Genomic DNA, 19,787 nt, shown 5'->3' with positions numbered 1-19,787 from the left:
ACTGGTTAATTGAGCCAGTGCTTTTTCCTATGTTTTTCTTGAAACATTCAGGTACTATCCTCTTTTCCCTCTCTTCATTCTTGGACTTTCGTTATAATTTGCTAATATACTGTGCTTATCAAATCCATCCTTTAAATCTTTTGAATACAAGTTAACATAGTTCAATGTTACGTCTAACGTAGAGTGACCTAGTAAGCGTTGTAGCTTAAAGGAATCACCGCCACTTGTTATATAGTGTTTTGCAAAAGTATGTCTAAAAGCATGGATAGATGTTCTAGCTACCCCTCTTTTCTTATTATATCTTGCTATTGCATGTTGCATTGAATTTCTAGTCATTTGCTCTCCCAACTCATTGATAAATAAATAATCTAATTCCTCAAAGTCGTAAATTTTAATATATTCATTCAAGATTTTAACAAGATGCTCACTTATAGGATTAAATTGAGCCTTTCTATTTTTTGTTGTTGATAATACAACCATTCCGTTTTCTAAATCAATATCTTTTACTTTTAAATGGAGAATTGTGTTTAGCCTATTACCAGTTTCTAATAAATAATTGACCATAACCCAATTTCTATGTTCCACGAAGCCACATTCTCTTATATTAGGTTTCTTGATTAATTTTTTTACTTCCTCTTCTGTATATGGTTCTTTTTGTTTTTTGTCGGCTTTAATAAGGTTAATGTCAAATTTGTTTAAATAGCCTTCTCGCATCGCGAAATAAAGAAAAGCTCTTGTTGCTCTCATATATGTGTTAATAGTTGTATCGGCTAAATTTCGTTCTTTTAACTGCATGATAAACTTATCAATTGTTTTCTTTTCTATCTCACTGATTTGTTCTATTCCTATTTCTTCTGAAAAACTGATAAAGTGTACTAAATTTTGTCCATAAAAGCGGATAGTCATTTCAGATAAATTTTTCACCTTATTTTCTAATTGAAAGTCTTCGTATGATTCGTGTACTGATTTTTCCAATACATTTTTTTGTATTAATTTTTTTCTTACCATTTTAAGCATCTCCCTTTAAGGTTTTTTGTCTCAAAGGTACTTAATAACCGTAAATTGTTGTCCACACGATTAGCAGATTGCTTTACCAAAGTAAAGCACAAAAAAACCAATGCTCTGAATTGCTCAAAGCATTGGTTTATAAGGCTTTTTAAAGAAATTAGATACCAGTGGTCGGGGTCGAACCGACACTCCCGAAGGAACACGATTTTGAGTCGTGCGCGTCTGCCAATTCCGCCACACTGGCAAAGGATTAAGTACACAATAAATGGTGCCGAGGACCGGAATCGAACCGGTACGGTAGTCACCTACCGCAGGATTTTAAGTCCTGTGCGTCTGCCAGTTCCGCCACCCCGGCAAGGGTGTTAAATGAATGGAGGCGGCAACCGGATTTGAACCGGTGATAAAGGTTTTGCAGACCTCTGCCTTACCACTTGGCTATGCCGCCATCACTAAAACTAAAAGCGGAAGACGGGATTCGAACCCGCGACCCCCACCTTGGCAAGGTGGTGTTCTACCACTGAACTACTTCCGCATCTTACTTTATCTATATGGTTTAGCCTATGCAATAGAACTAAAAAGTGTTAATAAAAATGGCTGGGCTAGCTGGATTCGAACCAACGCATGTCGCAGTCAAAGTGCGATGCCTTACCGCTTGGCTATAGCCCATTGAATTAGCTTCAAGAATAGGCTTCCTTGAATATGCTACATAAATCCTAATCGCGAAATATCGTCGACATCCAAGTGCTTTTCTGCATTTATAATTACTAAGCAATCATGTCTGATATATATATAAATGGGGCGACTGATGGGAATCGAACCCACGAATGTCGGAACCACAATCCGATGCGTTAACCACTTCGCCACAATCGCCATCAAGTTTTTATAATTGGCAGGGGCAGTAGGAATCGAACCCACACCAAAGGTTTTGGAGACCTCTATTCTACCGTTAAACTATGCCCCTATAAATGGTGGAGGGGGGCAGATTCGAACTGCCGAACCCTAAGGAGCGGATTTACAGTCCGCCGCGTTTAGCCACTTCGCTACCCCTCCATATATGAGAGTGCCGGCGAGAGGACTTGAACCCCCAACCTACTGATTACAAGTCAGTTGCTCTACCAATTGAGCTACACCGGCGTCATTATAGATGTATATTAAGTTCTATCTTACTTACCAGTCACCCAAATCTCAGAGAGATTATTCAAGTAGCAGCTCGATTTGTGTGCTGAAGCAAAAGCTTCGAAGCATATTCGATCGTGCTCTACCAATTGAGCTACACCGGCGTTAAATTTAATTTAAAATAAATAAAAGGTGGCTCGGGACGGAATCGAACCGCCGACACATGGATTTTCAGTCCATTGCTCTACCAACTGAGCTACCGAGCCAAATTAATTAGTTTACTGCTTCCACTAAGCTTCAAATCTCTGCGTCAGCTCGTTCATTCACATCCTCACGTATGGTTATACGCTCCGGTGTTCATTCACTCGCTACCTTGATCTTTTCGCTTATTGAAACCCTCTTACTCTATAATTAGGGTAGAATAAGAATGAATAATATGGCGGTCCGGACGGGACTCGAACCCGCGACCTCCTGCGTGACAGGCAGGCATTCTAACCAACTGAACTACCGGACCATTTTGGTTGCGGGGACAGGATTTGAACCTGCGACCTTCGGGTTATGAGCCCGACGAGCTACCAGACTGCTCCACCCCGCGATAATAAATATGGTGGAGGATGACGGGATCGAACCGCCGACCCCCTGCTTGTAAGGCAGGTGCTCTCCCAGCTGAGCTAATCCTCCATAATAACACGAAATTTTTGACTTTCATTAAGGTAAGTTATTTTCGCTGGCGCGAAAAAACTATGGTGACCCATACGGGATTCGAACCCGTGTTACCGCCGTGAAAGGGCGGTGTCTTAACCGCTTGACCAATGGGCCATATTATATTTTAAATAGTGGCGGAGAGCAAGGGATTTGAACCCTTGAGACAGCTTACACCGCCTACACGATTTCCAATCGTGCTCCTTCGGCCACTCGGACAGCTCTCCAAAATGGCTCCGCAGGTAGGACTCGAACCTACGACCGATCGGTTAACAGCCGATAGCTCTACCACTGAGCTACTGCGGAATAATACAAAGCCTGGCAACGTCCTACTCTCACAGGGGGAACCCCCCAACTACCATCGGCGCTGAAGAGCTTAACTTCCGTGTTCGGCATGGGAACGGGTGTGACCTCTTCGCCATCATTACCAGACAATGTGACAAAACCTATTATACTAAATTAGAAGAAGATTTCAAGTGTTTTTTTACTTTCATATTCCTTCAAAACTAGATAACGATTCACAATTCAATTCACTAAGCTTACGCTTTTATTAGGTTAAGTCCTCGATCGATTAGTATCAGTCAGCTCCACACGTCACCGCGCTTCCACCTCTGACCTATCAACCTGATCATCTTTCAGGGATCTTACTAGCTAATGCTATGGGAAATCTCATCTTGAGGGGGGCTTCATGCTTAGATGCTTTCAGCACTTATCCCTTCCGCACATAGCTACCCAGCTATGCCTTTGGCAAGACAACTGGTACACCAGCGGTGCGTCCATCCCGGTCCTCTCGTACTAAGGACAGCTCCTCTCAAATTTCCTACGCCCACGACGGATAGGGACCGAACTGTCTCACGACGTTCTGAACCCAGCTCGCGTACCGCTTTAATGGGCGAACAGCCCAACCCTTGGGACCGACTACAGCCCCAGGATGCGATGAGCCGACATCGAGGTGCCAAACCTCCCCGTCGATGTGGACTCTTGGGGGAGATAAGCCTGTTATCCCCGGGGTAGCTTTTATCCGTTGAGCGATGGCCCTTCCATGCGGAACCACCGGATCACTAAGCCCGACTTTCGTCCCTGCTCGACTTGTAGGTCTCGCAGTCAAGCTCCCTTGTGCCTTTACACTCTACGAATGATTTCCAACCATTCTGAGGGAACCTTTGGGCGCCTCCGTTACATTTTAGGAGGCGACCGCCCCAGTCAAACTGCCCACCTGACACTGTCTCCCAGCCCGATCAGGGCTGTGGGTTAGAATTTCAATACAGCCAGGGTAGTATCCCACCGACGCCTCCACCGAAGCTAGCGCTCCGGCTTCTCAGGCTCCTACCTATCCTGTACAAGCTGTACCAAAATTCAATATCAGGCTACAGTAAAGCTCCACGGGGTCTTTCCGTCCTGTCGCGGGTAACCTGCATCTTCACAGGTACTATAATTTCACCGAGTCTCTCGTTGAGACAGTGCCCAGATCGTTACGCCTTTCGTGCGGGTCGGAACTTACCCGACAAGGAATTTCGCTACCTTAGGACCGTTATAGTTACGGCCGCCGTTTACTGGGGCTTCGGTTCAAAGCTTCGCTTGCGCTAACCTCTCCCCTTAACCTTCCAGCACCGGGCAGGCGTCAGCCCCTATACTTCGCCTTGCGGCTTCGCAGAGACCTGTGTTTTTGCTAAACAGTCGCCTGGGCCTATTCACTGCGGCTTTTCCGGGCTATTCACCCTAAAAAGCACCCCTTCTCCCGAAGTTACGGGGTCATTTTGCCGAGTTCCTTAACGAGAGTTCTCTCGCTCACCTTAGGATTCTCTCCTCGCCTACCTGTGTCGGTTTGCGGTACGGGCACCTCTCACCTCGCTAGAGGCTTTTCTTGGCAGTGTGGAATCAGGAACTTCGGTACTATAATTCCCTCGCCATCACAGCTCAGCCTTCACGACAACGGGATTTGCCTCGTTGTCAGCCTAACTGCTTGGACGCGCATATCCAACAGCGCGCTTACCCTATCCTTCTGCGTCCCCCCATTGCTCAAACGGTGAGGAGGTGGTACAGGAATTTCAACCTGTTGTCCATCGCCTACGCCTTTCGGCCTCGGCTTAGGTCCCGACTTACCCTGAGCGGACGAGCCTTCCTCAGGAAACCTTAGGCATTCGGTGGAGGGGATTCTCACCCCTCTTTCGCTACTCATACCGGCATTCTCACTTCTAAGCGCTCCACCAGTCCTTACGGTCTGGCTTCACAGCCCTTAGAACGCTCTCCTACCACTGTTCGTAAGAACAGTCCACAGCTTCGGTGATACGTTTAGCCCCGGTACATTTTCGGCGCAGAGTCACTCGACCAGTGAGCTATTACGCACTCTTTAAATGGTGGCTGCTTCTAAGCCAACATCCTGGTTGTCTAAGCAACTCCACATCCTTTTCCACTTAACGTATACTTTGGGACCTTAGCTGGTGGTCTGGGCTGTTTCCCTCTTGACTACGGATCTTATCACTCGCAGTCTGACTCCTGAACATAAGTCTTTGGCATTCGGAGTTTGACTGAATTCGGTAACCCGATGGGGGCCCCTAGTCCAATCAGTGCTCTACCTCCAAGACTCTCATTTCAAGGCTAGCCCTAAAGCTATTTCGGAGAGAACCAGCTATCTCCAAGTTCGATTGGAATTTCTCCGCTACCCACACCTCATCCCCGCACTTTTCAACGTGCGTGGGTTCGGGCCTCCATTCAGTGTTACCTGAACTTCACCCTGGACATGGGTAGATCACCTGGTTTCGGGTCTACGACCACGTACTTTTTCGCCCTATTCAGACTCGCTTTCGCTGCGGCTCCGTCTTATCAACTTAACCTTGCACGGGATCGTAACTCGCCGGTTCATTCTACAAAAGGCACGCCATTACCCATTAACGGGCTTTGACTACTTGTAGGCACACGGTTTCAGGATCTCTTTCACTCCCCTTCCGGGGTGCTTTTCACCTTTCCCTCACGGTACTGGTTCACTATCGGTCACTAGGGAGTATTTAGCCTTGGGAGATGGTCCTCCCTGCTTCCGACGGGATTTCACGTGTCCCGCCGTACTCAGGATCCACTCTGGAGGGAACGAAGTTTCAACTACAGGGTTGTTACCTTCTTTGACGGGCCTTTCCAGACCTCTTCATTTACTCCGTTCCTTTGTAACTCCGTATAGAGTGTCCTACAACCCCAAGAGGCAAGCCTCTTGGTTTGGGCTTCTTCCGTTTCGCTCGCCGCTACTCAGGAAATCGCGTTTGCTTTCTCTTCCTCCGGGTACTTAGATGTTTCAGTTCCCCGGGTCTGCCATCATCACCCTATGAATTCAGGTGAAGATACTACTCCATTACGAGCAGTGGGTTTCCCCATTCGGAAATCTCCGGATCAAAGCTTACTTACAGCTCCCCGAAGCATATCGGTGTTAGTACCGTCCTTCATCGGCTCCTAGTGCCAAGGCATCCACCGTGCGCCCTTAACAACTTAACCTTTGACATCGAAGATGTCGTTTAAATCAATTATTAAGAGAATCACTAAACTAAGCGTTTAAACTCAGTGAATTACTTGAATTGTTTTCGTTATCTAGTTTTCAAGGAACATAAAACACAGGATGTTCAAATGCACTCTGCATTTAGACTCCTATGTATTGAGTCTTACTTATATAGAAAGATCATAATGAACTCTCAAAACTAAACAAAATACCAAGCGTGCCTCATTTTCCTTAGAAAGGAGGTGATCCAGCCGCACCTTCCGATACGGCTACCTTGTTACGACTTCACCCCAATCATCTGTCCCACCTTAGGCGGCTGGCTCCTTACGGTTACCCCACCGACTTCGGGTGTTACAAACTCTCGTGGTGTGACGGGCGGTGTGTACAAGGCCCGGGAACGTATTCACCGCGGCATGCTGATCCGCGATTACTAGCGATTCCGGCTTCATGCAGGCGAGTTGCAGCCTGCAATCCGAACTGAGAATGGTTTTATGGGATTGGCTTGACCTCGCGGTCTTGCAGCCCTTTGTACCATCCATTGTAGCACGTGTGTAGCCCAGGTCATAAGGGGCATGATGATTTGACGTCATCCCCACCTTCCTCCGGTTTGTCACCGGCAGTCACCTTAGAGTGCCCAACTGAATGCTGGCAACTAAGATCAAGGGTTGCGCTCGTTGCGGGACTTAACCCAACATCTCACGACACGAGCTGACGACAACCATGCACCACCTGTCACTTCGTCCCCCGAAGGGGAACCTTCTATCTCTAGAAGTAGCGAAGGATGTCAAGACCTGGTAAGGTTCTTCGCGTTGCTTCGAATTAAACCACATGCTCCACCGCTTGTGCGGGCCCCCGTCAATTCCTTTGAGTTTCAGTCTTGCGACCGTACTCCCCAGGCGGAGTGCTTAATGCGTTTGCTGCAGCACTAAAGGGCGGAAACCCTCTAACACTTAGCACTCATCGTTTACGGCGTGGACTACCAGGGTATCTAATCCTGTTCGCTCCCCACGCTTTCGCGCCTCAGCGTCAGTTACAGACCAGAGAGTCGCCTTCGCCACTGGTGTTCCTCCACATCTCTACGCATTTCACCGCTACACGTGGAATTCCACTCTCCTCTTCTGCACTCAAGTTTCCCAGTTTCCAATGACCCTCCACGGTTGAGCCGTGGGCTTTCACATCAGACTTAAGAAACCGCCTGCGCGCGCTTTACGCCCAATAATTCCGGACAACGCTTGCCACCTACGTATTACCGCGGCTGCTGGCACGTAGTTAGCCGTGGCTTTCTGGTTAGGTACCGTCAAGGTACCAGCAGTTACTCTGGTACTTGTTCTTCCCTAACAACAGAACTTTACGACCCGAAGGCCTTCATCGTTCACGCGGCGTTGCTCCGTCAGACTTTCGTCCATTGCGGAAGATTCCCTACTGCTGCCTCCCGTAGGAGTCTGGGCCGTGTCTCAGTCCCAGTGTGGCCGATCACCCTCTCAGGTCGGCTACGCATCGTCGCCTTGGTGAGCCGTTACCTCACCAACTAGCTAATGCGCCGCGGGTCCATCTGTAAGTGACAGCCGAAGCCGTCTTTCAACTTTGAACCATGCGGTTCAAAATGTTATCCGGTATTAGCTCCGGTTTCCCGGAGTTATCCCAATCTTACAGGCAGGTTACCCACGTGTTACTCACCCGTCCGCCGCTAACCTCAGGGAGCAAGCTCCCATTGGTTCGCTCGACTTGCATGTATTAGGCACGCCGCCAGCGTTCGTCCTGAGCCAGGATCAAACTCTCCAATAAAGAGTTGATATAGCTCATAAAAGTTTGTACTATATAGTACGTTGTTTTTGTTAATCGAAATTAACGTTGGCACGCTTGGTTTTGTTTAGTTTTCAAAGATCATTTCATGTCGTTCTCTCAGAAGCGACTTTATTAATATAACATCTTCAAACCGGACCGTCAACTCTTTTTTAGAAAAAGTTTTTTTACCGTTAAGAAGAAAATAAGGACGCTGCTAACACTTAAGTAACAGCGACGTTTAATAATATATCACCTATAAAAATTAAAGTCAATATTTTTTCTCAAGAAAATATATACGATGATAAATCCCCTTACCTTTTGTTTGTTTTCTTTCTATAGATATGTATTGCTTCTCAACCAAAAATTCTAAAAGAACACTTAAGTCTACAGAGTAATACTTCAATTCTGGATGTTGATATAGCTCATCGAAGTACCATGAATCTTTTTCAGACATAACAGTTAAAATATGTGCTGCACCAATTTCTATCTTAGAATGAATCAGGAAATCACTTGCTAAGAATAGTAATTCTAATCTTTTCTCTAGTGATTCTTCACTTTCCACTAATTCCTTATACAATTTATAAATTTGCGGTTCTATTTGTTTTACCTGGTTCCATACCGTTACCTCAGGATAGTATCCCCTATCAATCACTTCAAGTCTTGCTAGATGATGTAACGCGTGAACAACATGATTATAAGTATCTAACAGTTGCATTGATTCGAAGAACTCCTTACCCTCCAGATATCTTCGAACCAACTTAGCAAATTCAATACCGATTTTCATTTTCCTTTCACTAAAAGGAAATGTTTTTAGTCGGTCTATTAGTTCTATTATGTATTCATTACGATCAAAAAGAATTTTTCCGTTCAGGATCCAATCTACAATCCTTCTATTTGTACCTAACAGGATGGACTCGTTCAGGTCATCTTTCGTCATCACCGTTAAAGATGCTTTTTTTTCTTCATATTCATAATGTTTAACAAATAAAGCCTGTTCAGCTTCATTTACGATAACCAGGAGAGCTACATCTAAATTATCAGTTAAAGGGGAGGTTTGATTCCGCTTTTCAATCATGATAATGGCTAAAGTATTGGTATGACTTGCTCGTTCTTGATAAATAGGACGGAGAATATTTTCCATCAATCTTCCTCCCTTATATGGGCTTTACTAAATGTTTCTACATCTCATTGTCAAAACCCTTTACTTTCAGAGTCACTTTAAAAAAACAAGTTTTTATGTAAATTTAGTAAACAATTTATCTATTATATAACCTGTGCTATATTTAAAAAAGCGCAAGTATCTTATGACCAAAAGAGGCTTGTTACTTATATCTTTCACTTTAAAGGTGACATTTGCAAACGAACTTAAAAATTTATCTATTCTAGGAGGTCAAAATGGCTCGTAAATATACTAGTAAAATAAATAAAATAAGAACCTTTGCTTTAAGCTTAATATTTATAGGGTTTATTATTATGTATTTTGGGGTATTTTTCCGAACAAACATGTGGGTTATGACGATCTTTATGATGTTAGGAATGCTTTCGATTATTGCAAGCACCGTTGTTTACTTCTGGATCGGTATGCTCTCGACAAAAGCCGTACAGGTCACATGTCCATCATGTGGGAAACCGACAAAGATACTTGGTCGGGTAGACATGTGTATGTATTGTAAGGAACCTTTAACATTGGACAAGGATCTTGAAGGAAAAGAGTTTGATGAAAGCTATAATAAAAAGAGTTTAAACAAATAAAGAAGAACGGCTTAAATATTAATGAATTAAAAGACAAGAAATGACCATCAAATTGCACACACTGCATTGATGGTCATTTTTATTTATATAAAGAGTTTCCTCTTCAAAAAATATGCGTATGATTTCATTCTGCTTATCTATGTAAAAGCATGCACATTCCTTTTTTGCGTATGCTTTTTACCCCTTTTCACTTTTAAACAATACACAAATGGATAATTCTTGCATTTTTGATCACTTTTAATATCATTTTTCCCTTTTTTTGTATTATGCGTATGGTTTCATACCACCTATCCTATATAAAAGCATTCACATTCATCTTTTGCGTATGCTTTTTACCCCTTTTTACTTCAAAACAATACGCAAATGGATAATTATCGCATTCCTACCACTTTTTTATCATTTTCCCCTTTTTCTGTATTTTACGTATGATTTCATTCACCTATCTATACAAAAACATTCACATTCCTTGTTTGCGTATGCTTTTCATCCCTTTTTACTTAAATACAATACAAATGTGGCCCCCTTTCCTTTAATAGGGTTATTTCATATCGCGCGAACGTAAGCAAAGCCCATTTCTCCAATACGACTGACTGTTACAACAAAAAAACAAGCTGTCCAAAAGACCAGCTTGTTTAATGTGTTTCTTTCTTTTCACAACTACTGCACACACCGTAAATCTCCATTCGATGGTGACTTACATTAAATCCCGTTACATGTGCAGCTAACGCCTCAACTTCATCAAGTCCTGGGTAAGAGAAATCAACAATCTTTCCACATTTCTCACAAATAACGTGATAGTGGTCTGACGTTACAAAATCAAAACGACTTGATGCATCGCCATACGTTAATTCCTTTACAAGTCCAACTTCACGAAATACCCTTAAGTTGTTATAAACTGTGGCAACACTCATATTAGGGAATTTTCCTTCTAACGCTTTATATATATCATCGGCTGTAGGGTGTGTCATGGAATCGACTAAGAATTCAAGTATAGCATGACGTTGAGGTGTAATACGTACTCCTGTTTGTTTTAAGGCATCCAACGCATCTTTTAATTGATGTTCAGACATTCGCCATGCACCTCACTTCTAAAAACATTCTTACTTTATAATCTTTATAATTAGTGTACATTGTGAGAATCTCTTTTGTCAAACTTTCTTTATATAAGAGTATTATTTACCAACAGCTTTCATTCATTCTCTTTGTCCTAATATCTTTTCTCTAATGCTATGATATTTTCCATGCTTGTTAATTGATGATGACAATAGTACTGAAGGTTTCTATGAAAGATCACCATTACTCTAGGCAGATAATTCTTTGTAATCCCTGAGAGATGAGGCGTAACCGTAACATTTCCCATCTCCCAAAATGGGTGGTCCTCAGCTAAAGGTTCTTTTTCAAATACATCTAGCACCGCATGTTTAATTCTATTTTCGTTAAGTAATGGAATGAGGTCATTCTCAACAACTACATCTCCTCTTCCAATATTAATAAAAACAGAATCTTGCTTCATCTTATAGAAAAAGTCTTTATTTAAAAGCCCCTTTGTTTTCACAGTGCTCGGAAGAACAGAAATCACAAAATCTGCTTCTGCTAGAGGAATTGAAATTTCATCCATACTATAAGCACTGTCAAAATGCTCTACTTTTCTTCCATCACTGTTGACGCCTATAACTTTCATTCCGAACGCTTCACATAGTTTAGCCGTTTGAGTCCCAATTGCACCGGTACCTATAATTAAAACAGTTTTTCCGTATAGCTCTTCCATCCTAACTCGTCTATTCCAGTTATGTTGCTTTTGATTTTCAATTAACACCTCAGCTTGCCTTGAAACCTGTAGCATCATGGATATACAATATTCGGCCATCGGTATAGCATGTACCCCTTTAGAGTTTGTTACAGTAATATTTCGCTCCTCAAGAATAGCGAACGGAAGTCGGTCAATCCCAGCGGAAGCAACCATAATCCATTTAAGATTATCAGCAGCTTTAATATGCTCCTCAGTCAAATCCTCTCCATAGGTTAAGATCACTTCAGCTTCTGGTATAAGACCCTTTGCTTCATCTATCTTTTTATCATGATGAAACGTGATATCCGGAAAGCTCTGAGAAAGTTCGTCTTTTAAATGATCTGGTAATTTCACAGTTGATAGTATTTGCACACTGAAATCCCCCTTTATGTATTAAAACTGTTATGGTTCGTGTTTCCTAATAACATAAAAAGAGTGCGGAACACGGGTCCGCACTTCAATCCGGCGCTAACATTTGAGGAGGTAATGCCTTCCCTAATACATTACGCTCTAATTCCTATTTTGGCTGGACGTTTGCCTTACCTTTTAAAAATAGGCTCATACTTTTCACTTAAGATTCTCCTGGTTCAATCCCTCGAGTTCAGGTAACACAAATTGTCCATCTTTACGGATTAACACATCGTCAAAATAAATCTCTCCTCCACCGTATTCAGGTCTTTGTATTAAGACCATATCCCAATGAATGGCTGATTTATTTCCATTATCCGCTTCTTCATATGCTTCACCCGGTGTAAAATGCAGGCTTCCACATATCTTCTCATCAAATAAAATATCTCCCATCGGCTCCTCAATAATAGGATGAAATCCAATTGCAAATTCTCCTATATATCTTGACCCTTCGTCTGTATCTAATATTTCATTAAGCTTTTCTGTTTGATCTGCAACAGCTTCAATGATTTTTCCATTTTCAAAGGTCAGCTTCACATCTCGGAACGTTGTACCATGATATGGACATGGTGTATTAAAGGAGATTGTTCCATTTACTGAGTCCCTAATTGGAGCTGTGAAGATCTCTCCATCTGGAACATTCGCTTCACCTGTACAAGGTACAACCGGAATTCCTTTAATGGAGAAGCTTAAATCAGTTCCAGGACCCGTTAGGCGTACACGGTCAGTTTTTTCCATTAACTTCTTCAACGGTGCAACGGCACTTGCCATTTTCTCATAGTCTACTGTACAAACCTCAAATAAGTAGTCCTCAAACGCTCTTGTACTCATTCCCGCCTTTTGCGCCAACCCTTTAGTAGGGTAGTTTAATAGAACCCATTTACGGTTATTCACATAGAATTCTGATACTGGCTTCATGATTTCACCGCGTAACCGGTGTTTTTCCATTGGAATATCAGCCATTTCAGCATCATTTTCCTCGCCAATAATAATAATGACTGCATCAACATCTTTGTAAACTTGCATTTGCCAGCTAGCTTGCGTTTCTAATTGCTCTCTTTGATAATTTTTAGCTAAATGTAATGAAATTTCATCATCAAAAAGATCAACATAAGGGTATGCTCCTAATGAATACGCTTGATCAATTAACTCTGTTATTAAAGGCTTTGTGTTTAGATGACCACGTATTAATACCTTTTCACCTTTCTTCACTTTTACCGAGTGATTCAGGAGCACAGAAGCCAGGTTTGTTATTCTTTCATCTCTCATATGGACACCTTCTACTTTAAATTTTCGTTATGTATTTTCAGCTCTGATCGATATCCATGTTTACCAATCTTAAGCTTTAACTTCCTGTATGTAATTCAAGGCTTCTTGAACATGATCCTTCACTTTAACTTTTCTCCATTCTTTTATGATTTTCCCTTCAGGATCTATAATAAAAGTGGAGCGTTCAATTCCCATATATTCTTTGCCAAAGTTCTTCTTTAGCTTCCAAACTCCAAAAGCTTCAGCTAGTTTATTTTCATCGTCTACTAATAGTTGAAAAGGAAGATCATGTTTTTCTTTAAACTTTAGATGTCTTTCCTGTGGATCTGGACTTACTCCCAAGATGACAGCATTCAAATCTGAAAAGCTTTGATGTTGATCTCTAAAATCACAAGCCTCCGTTGTACAACCTGGTGTCATGTCCTTTGGATAAAAGTATAATACAACGTACTTACCTTGATAATCAGATAACTTAACCTTTTCTCCGTTATCAGCTACTAACTCAATATCTGGTGCAGTGTTTCCAACCTCTATAGTCATATTTATCCCTCCAAGAAGTGTTTGTTACATTAAGCGTAACCAACTTTAGCCTTTCGTACAACTATTAACTATTTTTCGTTCCCAATAACTGTACGAGCTAAAAAAACAGCTGGAAGGATATAACCTATTAACGCCTCTAGGACAGCTAGAAAACGTCCCACTCCTACAGGAACAACATCACCATAACCAACGGAAAATAACGTAACCGCACTAAAGTACAAAGAGGTTAAAAGATTATCAAAGTAACCATCAGAGATTGGCATTCCAGCTTCGTGAAGAACCGGAATATTGCTTTGAATACAAATCAAATAAATCATGCCAAATCCAATCAGTAAAGAAAGATAAAGATATGTAATCATAATAATTGTTTCAAAAGAGAGGAAATTTCTTTGAAAGCAAATAATAACAACACTTTTAAAGCTCATAAATATACAAACAGCAATACATATACAAAATATAAGTCCCACATTGCTCCCACCCTACTCAAGAACACACTTTGTACAATATATACAAGCTTCACGAACGTTATGAGAGAAAACTAAAAGGGCCAGACAAACAATGTCTGACCCTTCTAATATATTTAGTTTCCAGCACCTCTATATCTTTTAACTCCTGCGTTCCAAAGAAAAACAGAAAGACAAAAAAAGACAATCCCCATGACAGGAGTAAGAAATGAATACACATACCACTCATCTTTTCCAAGGAAAAAGGCTGCAGGATAAACCCCCACAAAGGCAAAAGGTAAAATCCACGTTAACACAAACCGAATAACGGCATTATAAATATCAACAGGGTAACGACCATAGTTCCCGATATTGTACATCATCGGCATAAGAGATGTTCGTGCATCTGACCAAAAGCCAATACTCGCTAATGAAACAAAAATACCTGCATAAACGAGTGCACCACTAATCACAAATAGAATAAACAAGATAAAATCATACCACTCAAAGCTTAATCCGAGCTGTACAGACGCATATCCCATAATAATAATTCCTGTGATTGCTCCAAAAAGTGACTCAAGCTCCATTCTCTCAAGAATAACCTGAAAAAGACTATGAATTGGTCTAGTTAAAATTCTATCCATCTCACCTTTTACAATATATCTTTCGTTAAAGTCCCAAATATTAAAAAATGCACCAAACACCGCAAAAGGAACTAAGAAAAACCCATATATAAAGATAATTTCATCCCTGGTCCATCCACTTAAAAATTGAGTATGACCAAATACAACGAGGATAAAGACCAAGTTTGTTACTTGAAAAAGCATATCAGATAATAGCTCAACAACCATGTCCGCTCGGTATTGCAACCTTGTTTTCATATATTGTCCAATATATTGTGTGAACATTGTAAAGTAAAACATTCCCTCAACCTCCCTGTATGATCATTCGTTTTTTTGCTAATAACCAGAGAATTTGAATTGGAAGAAGTAACACAAGTGCCCAAAATCCTTGTAACAATATCGATTGCCATACTTCATTTCCTGTAATACCTTCCGTAAAGATCATGCTCGGAATATAACTAATTGCTTGAAACGGAAAATACACCATAATGTCCTGAGCCCACATTGGATAAAAGCTTATAGGTAGTAAAAGTCCCGAAAACAGATCAATAATAACCCGCTTCGCTCTCATTAATCCATCATTATTAAAAAGGAAAAAAGTTAGCATACCTGTTATTAAGTTAATTTGGGTATTCACAATAAAACTAAAAATTAGTGAGCTCGCAAACAAAAGCCATGTTGTTCCATTTGATGAAAGCTCCAACGGGAAAACAAGTGCAACAATGACCATTCCTGGTACTGAGAAGAAAAATAACCGAAAGACACCCTCACCAAATGCCTGCATTGTTTTCATGCCAAGATAATTGTACGGCCTAATAAGCTCCACTGCCACCTTACCTTCCTTTATCTCAAGCGCAATCTCACGGTCAATATTATTAAAATAAAAAGCTCTTGCCATCCAAGAAACCGCGACATAAGTAGTCATTTGAATAGCAGATAAACCCTCAATTGACTCTTTTCCACCGTAAATCGCTGTCCATAAAAAATAGTAGGCACCAATATTAATGCTATAAATTAAAATTCCACTGTAATAATTTGTGCGATAAGCAAGCATCATTAAAAAGCGAATTCTGATCATTTCAATATATTTATCCATTATGTCACCTCAGCTTGAAAGAGCCTCTCCCTTTTCATAAATGTTTCGAATAACCTCTTCTGTTGAGATTTCATTTACACTTAAATCTTTAATCTGATGTGTACCAACAACTCGACCAATTAATTCTGACATTTGTGCTTCTTTATCGCTTACAAGTGCTGTCCAAACATTTAGTTTATCTCCTTTTTGCCATTGAACATCAAGGTCCTGCGTTATAAAGGTTAGCTGATCCTGAACGATTTCTTCTGCAAACTGGAATTCTATTTGTTTTCCTTCTCCCCAGTGAGACCTTAATTTAGCTAAAGCTCCATCATATATGACACTACCTTCATCAAGCATGATGACACGTTCACATAACGCCTCGATGTCTGATAAATCATGTGTAGTTAGAAGAATGGTTGTTTTATATTTTTCATTCATTTCTTTTAAGAATTGACGGATTTTCAATTTAACTAGAACATCTAGACCGATTGTTGGTTCATCTAAAAATAAAAGTGGTGGATTATGAATAAGTGCAGCTGCTAATTCACATCGCATTCTTTGACCTAGTGATAGTTTCCGTACAGGTTTATCTAGCAATGGCCCTATATCTAAGGTACTGATAACATGCTCCATATGCTCGTTATAATCTTTGTCTGATACTTTGTACACTTTCTTCAACAGGCGAAATGACTCCTGAACCGCAATATCCCACCAAAGCTGTGATCGTTGTCCAAACACAACCCCAATCGACTGTACAAACTGTTCACGTTCTTTATGTGGATTCATGCCGTTTACAAGCACCTGACCAGAAGTTGGCGTTAAAATGCCCGTTAACATCTTAATAGATGTTGATTTACCTGCCCCATTTTCACCGATATAACCAACCATCTCACCCTGACCAACAGTAAATGTCACATCATTCACTGCAGGGATGGTTTTATATTGTCTATTTAACAAATCACGAAACGCACCCTTTAAGCCTTGACGGCTGGAGTACGATTTAAATTCTTTACGTAATTGGTTTACCTCAATAATATTTGTCATTTTCGTCCCCTCCAAATTTGACCACAACTTATTAGTCTATCTAAAAACAACCATTTCAACAAATGGTATGCATTGGAATCTATTATAATCTGACGTTTTTTATATAGACAGATTTCATGATAGAATAAACAATGTTCCAAGTTTGATACATACTAGGAGGATAAAATGGAATTTACGAAATCACATGAATTACATGAAGAAGCACTTGAACATATTGTTGGCGGAGTGAACTCTCCATCACGTTCTTATAAAGCAGTTGGTGGCGGCTCTCCAGTTGTCATGGAAAAAGCAAACGGAGCCTACTTTTGGGATGTTGACGGAAACAAGTATATAGATTATTTAGCTGCATACGGGCCAATTATTACAGGACATGCTCACCCACATATAACAAAAGCCATTTCAAAAGCGGCAGAAAACGGGGTCTTATACGGTACACCAACTCCACATGAGATTACATTTGCTAAGATGCTTAAAGAAGCTATGCCAGCTATGGATAAAGTTCGATTTGTAAACTCAGGCACTGAGGCTGTTATGACGACAATTCGTGTTGCTCGCGCTTATACTGGTCGAGATAAAATTATTAAATTTGCCGGATGTTACCACGGACACTCTGATCTTGTACTTGTTGCCGCAGGCTCAGGTCCTTCAACATTAGGAACTCCTGACTCTGCAGGTGTTCCTAAAAGTATTGCTTCAGAAGTTATTACAGTTCCATTTAATGAAATTGAACCTTTAAAAGAAGCATTGGACAAATGGGGAGATCAAGTTGCTGCAATTTTAGTTGAGCCAATTGTAGGGAACTTCGGAATTGTTGAACCTAAACCTGGATTCTTAAAAGAAGTGAATGAGCTAGTTCACAACGCAGGTGCGCTTGTTATATATGATGAAGTGATCACCGCTTTTCGTTTTATGTATGGTGGTGCACAAGACTTTTTAGGTGTATATCCTGACTTAACCGCTCTAGGTAAAATCATCGGTGGTGGGCTTCCAATCGGCGCTTATGGTGGAAAGAAGGAAATCATGGAACAAGTCGCTCCGTTAGGGCCAGCCTATCAAGCCGGCACAATGGCTGGTAACCCAGCATCAATCCTATCTGGTATTGCTTGTTTAGAAGTACTTAAGCAAGAAAATGTTTATGAAAACCTTGATGAATTAGGTGCCATTCTTGAAAAAGGTATATTAGCTCATGCTCGTACATATAATATTCCGATAACAATAAATCGTTTAAAAGGTGCATTAACGATTTATTTCACAGAGGAAAAGGTCACGAATTATGAGCAGGCAGAAAATACAGATGGTGAAATGTTTGCCAGGTTCTTCAAACTTATGCTTCAGCAGGGAATTAACCTTGCACCTTCGAAATATGAAGCATGGTTCTTAACAACTGCACATACAAAAGAAGATATAGAAGCAACTTTAAAAGCGGTAGAGGTTGCGTTCAGCAAGCTATCATAAAGTAAACGTGAAAGACAGAGTACATGAGTACCCTGTCTTCACTTTTCTTTTACCATTTTTCAGAATAGATGAACGTTTTAAATTTATGTAAAAAAGGGAAAGTGCATCTTGTAAATAGCACTAAATCGCTGTATATTACGATATTGATTAAGTTCAAGAAAGGAATGTCATTAAACATACATGAAACTAGGTGCCCGTATCCTAAAAACAGGGATCGCTATTACACTTGCTTTATTTTTAGCAACTGTCCTACAGTTACCATCTCCGGCCTTTGCCGGTATTTCGGCTATATTCGCGATACAGCCGACAATTTACCGTTCTTATTTATCTATTATTGAGCAAGTTCAAGCAAATGTTATCGGCGCAGCGTTAGCAATTGGGTTCGGTCTAATTTTTGGTTCCCATCCGTTTGTTATCGGACTAACAGCGATCATTGTGATTGCAATAAATTTAAGACTAAAGATTGAAAGCACAATACCTGTCTCTCTTGTTACTGTTATCGCGATTTTAGAAAGTCCTGGTGAAAATTTCATTGAAATAGCATCCATTCGCTTTTTCACAGTAATGCTCGGAGTATTGGCTGCTTTTATTGTCAATCTGGTATTTATTCCGCCTAAATATGAAACAAAGCTTTACAACCTTGTCACATCTAATACAGAGGACATTATTAAATGGATTCGAGTGAATTTACGTCATGCTTCAGAACATACTGTATTAAAAGATGATATTGAAAAATTTAAAGAGCAAATGATAAAGCTTGACCAGCTTTATTTAAATTATAAAGAAGAGCGAAACTATTTCAAGAGAGAAACCTACTCTAAATCAAGAAAACTAGTGCTATTCCGCCAGATGATCGTCACAACAAATCGAGCTTTAGATACCTTGAAGAAACTACACCGTCTTGAAAATGATCTCCATCATATGCCCGAGCACTTTCAAAAGGTCCTTGTTAAAGAATTGGATCATTTGTTGTATGTTCACGAAGAAGCATTACTTCGATTTATAGGTAAAACAAAAACAATTCAATCAACTGAGTTGTTAGAAGAAGATAAATTTAATAAACAACATTTAATGGATGCTTATATGGAGCTTCAACAAAATCAAAATTCTACTTACTTTTTTCATCTATTACCACTCGTTTCGACGATTATTGATTATAGTGAACAGCTTGAACACTTAGATACGCTTATCTACAGCTTCCACAGCTATCATAAGCAAGATAATGAAATAAAATTATCAGAAGAGTAGGGTTAGCAGATGCTGACCCTATTTTTTATTTAGAAAGTATAAAAGC

General features: G+C 40.7%; 13 protein-coding genes, 16 tRNA genes and 3 rRNA genes. 3 read left to right on the top strand and 29 right to left on the bottom strand.

Annotation, left to right across the window (positions count from 1 at the left end):
- Positions 1–54: 54 nt before the first annotated feature.
- The 21 genes from D9842_RS23240 to D9842_RS23140 all read right to left on the bottom strand — a co-directional run bounded on the left by D9842_RS23240 (position 55) and on the right by D9842_RS23140 (position 9,233).
- Positions 55–1,008 (bottom strand): tyrosine-type recombinase/integrase, encoded by a 954-nt coding sequence (locus tag D9842_RS23240; RefSeq protein WP_162987535.1) that lies wholly within the window; start codon positions 1,006–1,008, stop codon positions 55–57.
- Positions 1,009–1,170: 162 nt separating this feature from the next.
- A tRNA-Leu gene (locus D9842_RS23235) sits at positions 1,171–1,252 on the bottom strand.
- A 22-nt stretch (positions 1,253–1,274) separates the two neighbouring features.
- Positions 1,275–1,363 (bottom strand) — tRNA-Leu (locus D9842_RS23230).
- 16 nt (positions 1,364–1,379) lie between these two features.
- Positions 1,380–1,453: transfer RNA gene (locus D9842_RS23225), tRNA-Cys, on the bottom strand.
- Positions 1,454–1,468: 15 nt separating this feature from the next.
- Positions 1,469–1,540, bottom strand: a tRNA-Gly gene (locus tag D9842_RS23220).
- 59 nt (positions 1,541–1,599) lie between these two features.
- A tRNA-Gln gene (locus tag D9842_RS23215) sits at positions 1,600–1,674 on the bottom strand.
- A gap of 128 nt (positions 1,675–1,802) precedes the next feature.
- A tRNA-His gene (locus tag D9842_RS23210) sits at positions 1,803–1,878 on the bottom strand.
- A 17-nt stretch (positions 1,879–1,895) separates the two neighbouring features.
- Positions 1,896–1,969, bottom strand: a tRNA-Trp gene (locus tag D9842_RS23205).
- A 5-nt stretch (positions 1,970–1,974) separates the two neighbouring features.
- Positions 1,975–2,058 (bottom strand) — tRNA-Tyr (locus D9842_RS23200).
- A gap of 11 nt (positions 2,059–2,069) precedes the next feature.
- A tRNA-Thr gene (locus D9842_RS23195) sits at positions 2,070–2,142 on the bottom strand.
- A 175-nt stretch (positions 2,143–2,317) separates the two neighbouring features.
- Positions 2,318–2,390, bottom strand: a tRNA-Phe gene (locus D9842_RS23190).
- 171 nt (positions 2,391–2,561) lie between these two features.
- Positions 2,562–2,638: transfer RNA gene (locus tag D9842_RS23185), tRNA-Asp, on the bottom strand.
- Between the two features lie 4 nt (positions 2,639–2,642).
- Positions 2,643–2,719, bottom strand: a tRNA-Met gene (locus tag D9842_RS23180).
- Positions 2,720–2,729: 10 nt separating this feature from the next.
- Positions 2,730–2,805: transfer RNA gene (locus D9842_RS23175), tRNA-Val, on the bottom strand.
- 63 nt (positions 2,806–2,868) lie between these two features.
- Positions 2,869–2,943: transfer RNA gene (locus D9842_RS23170), tRNA-Glu, on the bottom strand.
- A gap of 18 nt (positions 2,944–2,961) precedes the next feature.
- Positions 2,962–3,053, bottom strand: a tRNA-Ser gene (locus D9842_RS23165).
- 4 nt (positions 3,054–3,057) lie between these two features.
- Positions 3,058–3,132: transfer RNA gene (locus tag D9842_RS23160), tRNA-Asn, on the bottom strand.
- A gap of 10 nt (positions 3,133–3,142) precedes the next feature.
- Positions 3,143–3,258: ribosomal RNA gene (gene rrf, locus D9842_RS23155) — 5S ribosomal RNA — on the bottom strand.
- Between the two features lie 119 nt (positions 3,259–3,377).
- Positions 3,378–6,306: ribosomal RNA gene (locus tag D9842_RS23150) — 23S ribosomal RNA — on the bottom strand.
- A 236-nt stretch (positions 6,307–6,542) separates the two neighbouring features.
- Positions 6,543–8,092: ribosomal RNA gene (locus D9842_RS23145) — 16S ribosomal RNA — on the bottom strand.
- The 16S, 23S and 5S rRNA genes sit together here with 16 tRNA genes alongside, the layout of an rRNA operon.
- 268 nt (positions 8,093–8,360) lie before the next feature.
- A complete protein-coding gene (locus D9842_RS23140) occupies positions 8,361–9,233 on the bottom strand; it encodes a nucleotidyltransferase-like protein (protein ID WP_121664495.1) in 873 nt (290 codons plus the stop codon).
- Between the two features lie 254 nt (positions 9,234–9,487).
- Between D9842_RS23140 and D9842_RS23135 the strand changes: the two genes are divergently transcribed.
- Positions 9,488–9,844, top strand: a complete 357-nt coding sequence (locus D9842_RS23135) for a YgzB family protein (protein ID WP_121664494.1) — start codon at positions 9,488–9,490, stop codon at positions 9,842–9,844.
- Positions 9,845–10,476: 632 nt separating this feature from the next.
- Here D9842_RS23135 and perR read toward each other — a convergent pair.
- From perR to D9842_RS23095, 8 genes are all read right to left on the bottom strand, one after another.
- A complete protein-coding gene (gene perR / locus D9842_RS23130; RefSeq protein WP_098798599.1) occupies positions 10,477–10,914 on the bottom strand; it encodes a peroxide-responsive transcriptional repressor PerR in 438 nt (145 codons plus the stop codon).
- Positions 10,915–11,051: 137 nt separating this feature from the next.
- Entirely contained in the window at positions 11,052–12,005 is a 954-nt protein-coding gene (locus D9842_RS23125) for a D-2-hydroxyacid dehydrogenase (protein WP_121664493.1), read from the bottom strand.
- Positions 12,006–12,200: 195 nt separating this feature from the next.
- Positions 12,201–13,310: an aminopeptidase gene (locus tag D9842_RS23120; protein ID WP_121664492.1), complete on the bottom strand. Its 1,110-nt coding sequence runs from the start codon at positions 13,308–13,310 to the stop codon at positions 12,201–12,203.
- Between the two features lie 69 nt (positions 13,311–13,379).
- Positions 13,380–13,850, bottom strand: coding sequence for a thioredoxin-dependent thiol peroxidase (gene bcp / locus D9842_RS23115; RefSeq protein WP_121664491.1), 471 nt, complete (start codon positions 13,848–13,850; stop codon positions 13,380–13,382).
- Between the two features lie 68 nt (positions 13,851–13,918).
- Positions 13,919–14,317 (bottom strand): potassium channel family protein, encoded by a 399-nt coding sequence (locus tag D9842_RS23110; RefSeq protein WP_121664490.1) that lies wholly within the window; start codon positions 14,315–14,317, stop codon positions 13,919–13,921.
- Positions 14,318–14,430: 113 nt separating this feature from the next.
- Positions 14,431–15,216: an ABC transporter permease gene (locus D9842_RS23105; RefSeq protein ID WP_121664489.1), complete on the bottom strand. Its 786-nt coding sequence runs from the start codon at positions 15,214–15,216 to the stop codon at positions 14,431–14,433.
- A gap of 4 nt (positions 15,217–15,220) precedes the next feature.
- Complete coding sequence (locus D9842_RS23100) at positions 15,221–16,012, bottom strand: ABC transporter permease (RefSeq protein ID WP_121664488.1); 792 nt, start codon at positions 16,010–16,012, stop codon at positions 15,221–15,223.
- A gap of 9 nt (positions 16,013–16,021) precedes the next feature.
- Complete coding sequence (locus tag D9842_RS23095) at positions 16,022–17,038, bottom strand: ABC transporter ATP-binding protein (protein WP_121664487.1); 1,017 nt, start codon at positions 17,036–17,038, stop codon at positions 16,022–16,024.
- A gap of 165 nt (positions 17,039–17,203) precedes the next feature.
- Here D9842_RS23095 and D9842_RS23090 point away from each other — a divergent pair, with 165 nt between their 5' ends.
- Together D9842_RS23090 and D9842_RS23085 are read left to right on the top strand one after the other, a co-directional pair.
- On the top strand, positions 17,204–18,493 hold the full coding sequence (locus tag D9842_RS23090) for a glutamate-1-semialdehyde 2,1-aminomutase (RefSeq protein ID WP_121664486.1): 1,290 nt from the start codon (positions 17,204–17,206) through the stop codon (positions 18,491–18,493).
- Positions 18,494–18,673: 180 nt separating this feature from the next.
- Positions 18,674–19,741 carry an aromatic acid exporter family protein gene (locus tag D9842_RS23085; protein WP_121664485.1) on the top strand — a complete coding sequence of 356 codons (1,068 nt, stop codon included), beginning with the start codon at positions 18,674–18,676 and terminating at the stop codon, positions 19,739–19,741.
- Positions 19,742–19,787 lie beyond the last annotated feature (46 nt).

Origin of the sequence: Metabacillus litoralis (genome assembly GCF_003667825.1) — a bacterium.
Lineage (GTDB): Bacteria > Bacillota > Bacilli > Bacillales > Bacillaceae > Metabacillus > Metabacillus litoralis_B.
The sequence above is the reverse complement of the archived record's forward strand: the minus strand, read 5'-3'. Positions and strand labels throughout refer to the sequence as shown.

Excerpts from the sequence above, each read along its gene's own strand:
- D9842_RS23240 (WP_162987535.1), bottom strand. The coding sequence starts at position 1,008 with ATGGTAAGAAAAAAATTAATACAAAAAAATGTATTGGAAAAATCAGTA.
- D9842_RS23140 (WP_121664495.1), bottom strand. The coding sequence starts at position 9,233 with ATGGAAAATATTCTCCGTCCTATTTATCAAGAACGAGCAAGTCATACC.
- D9842_RS23135 (WP_121664494.1), top strand. The coding sequence starts at position 9,488 with ATGGCTCGTAAATATACTAGTAAAATAAATAAAATAAGAACCTTTGCT.
- perR (WP_098798599.1), bottom strand. The coding sequence starts at position 10,914 with ATGTCTGAACATCAATTAAAAGATGCGTTGGATGCCTTAAAACAAACA.
- D9842_RS23120 (WP_121664492.1), bottom strand. The coding sequence starts at position 13,310 with ATGAGAGATGAAAGAATAACAAACCTGGCTTCTGTGCTCCTGAATCAC.
- bcp (WP_121664491.1), bottom strand. The coding sequence starts at position 13,850 with ATGACTATAGAGGTTGGAAACACTGCACCAGATATTGAGTTAGTAGCT.
- D9842_RS23105 (WP_121664489.1), bottom strand. The coding sequence starts at position 15,216 with ATGTTTTACTTTACAATGTTCACACAATATATTGGACAATATATGAAA.
- D9842_RS23100 (WP_121664488.1), bottom strand. The coding sequence starts at position 16,012 with ATGGATAAATATATTGAAATGATCAGAATTCGCTTTTTAATGATGCTT.
- D9842_RS23095 (WP_121664487.1), bottom strand. The coding sequence starts at position 17,038 with ATGACAAATATTATTGAGGTAAACCAATTACGTAAAGAATTTAAATCG.
- D9842_RS23090 (WP_121664486.1), top strand. The coding sequence starts at position 17,204 with ATGGAATTTACGAAATCACATGAATTACATGAAGAAGCACTTGAACAT.
- D9842_RS23085 (WP_121664485.1), top strand. The coding sequence starts at position 18,674 with ATGAAACTAGGTGCCCGTATCCTAAAAACAGGGATCGCTATTACACTT.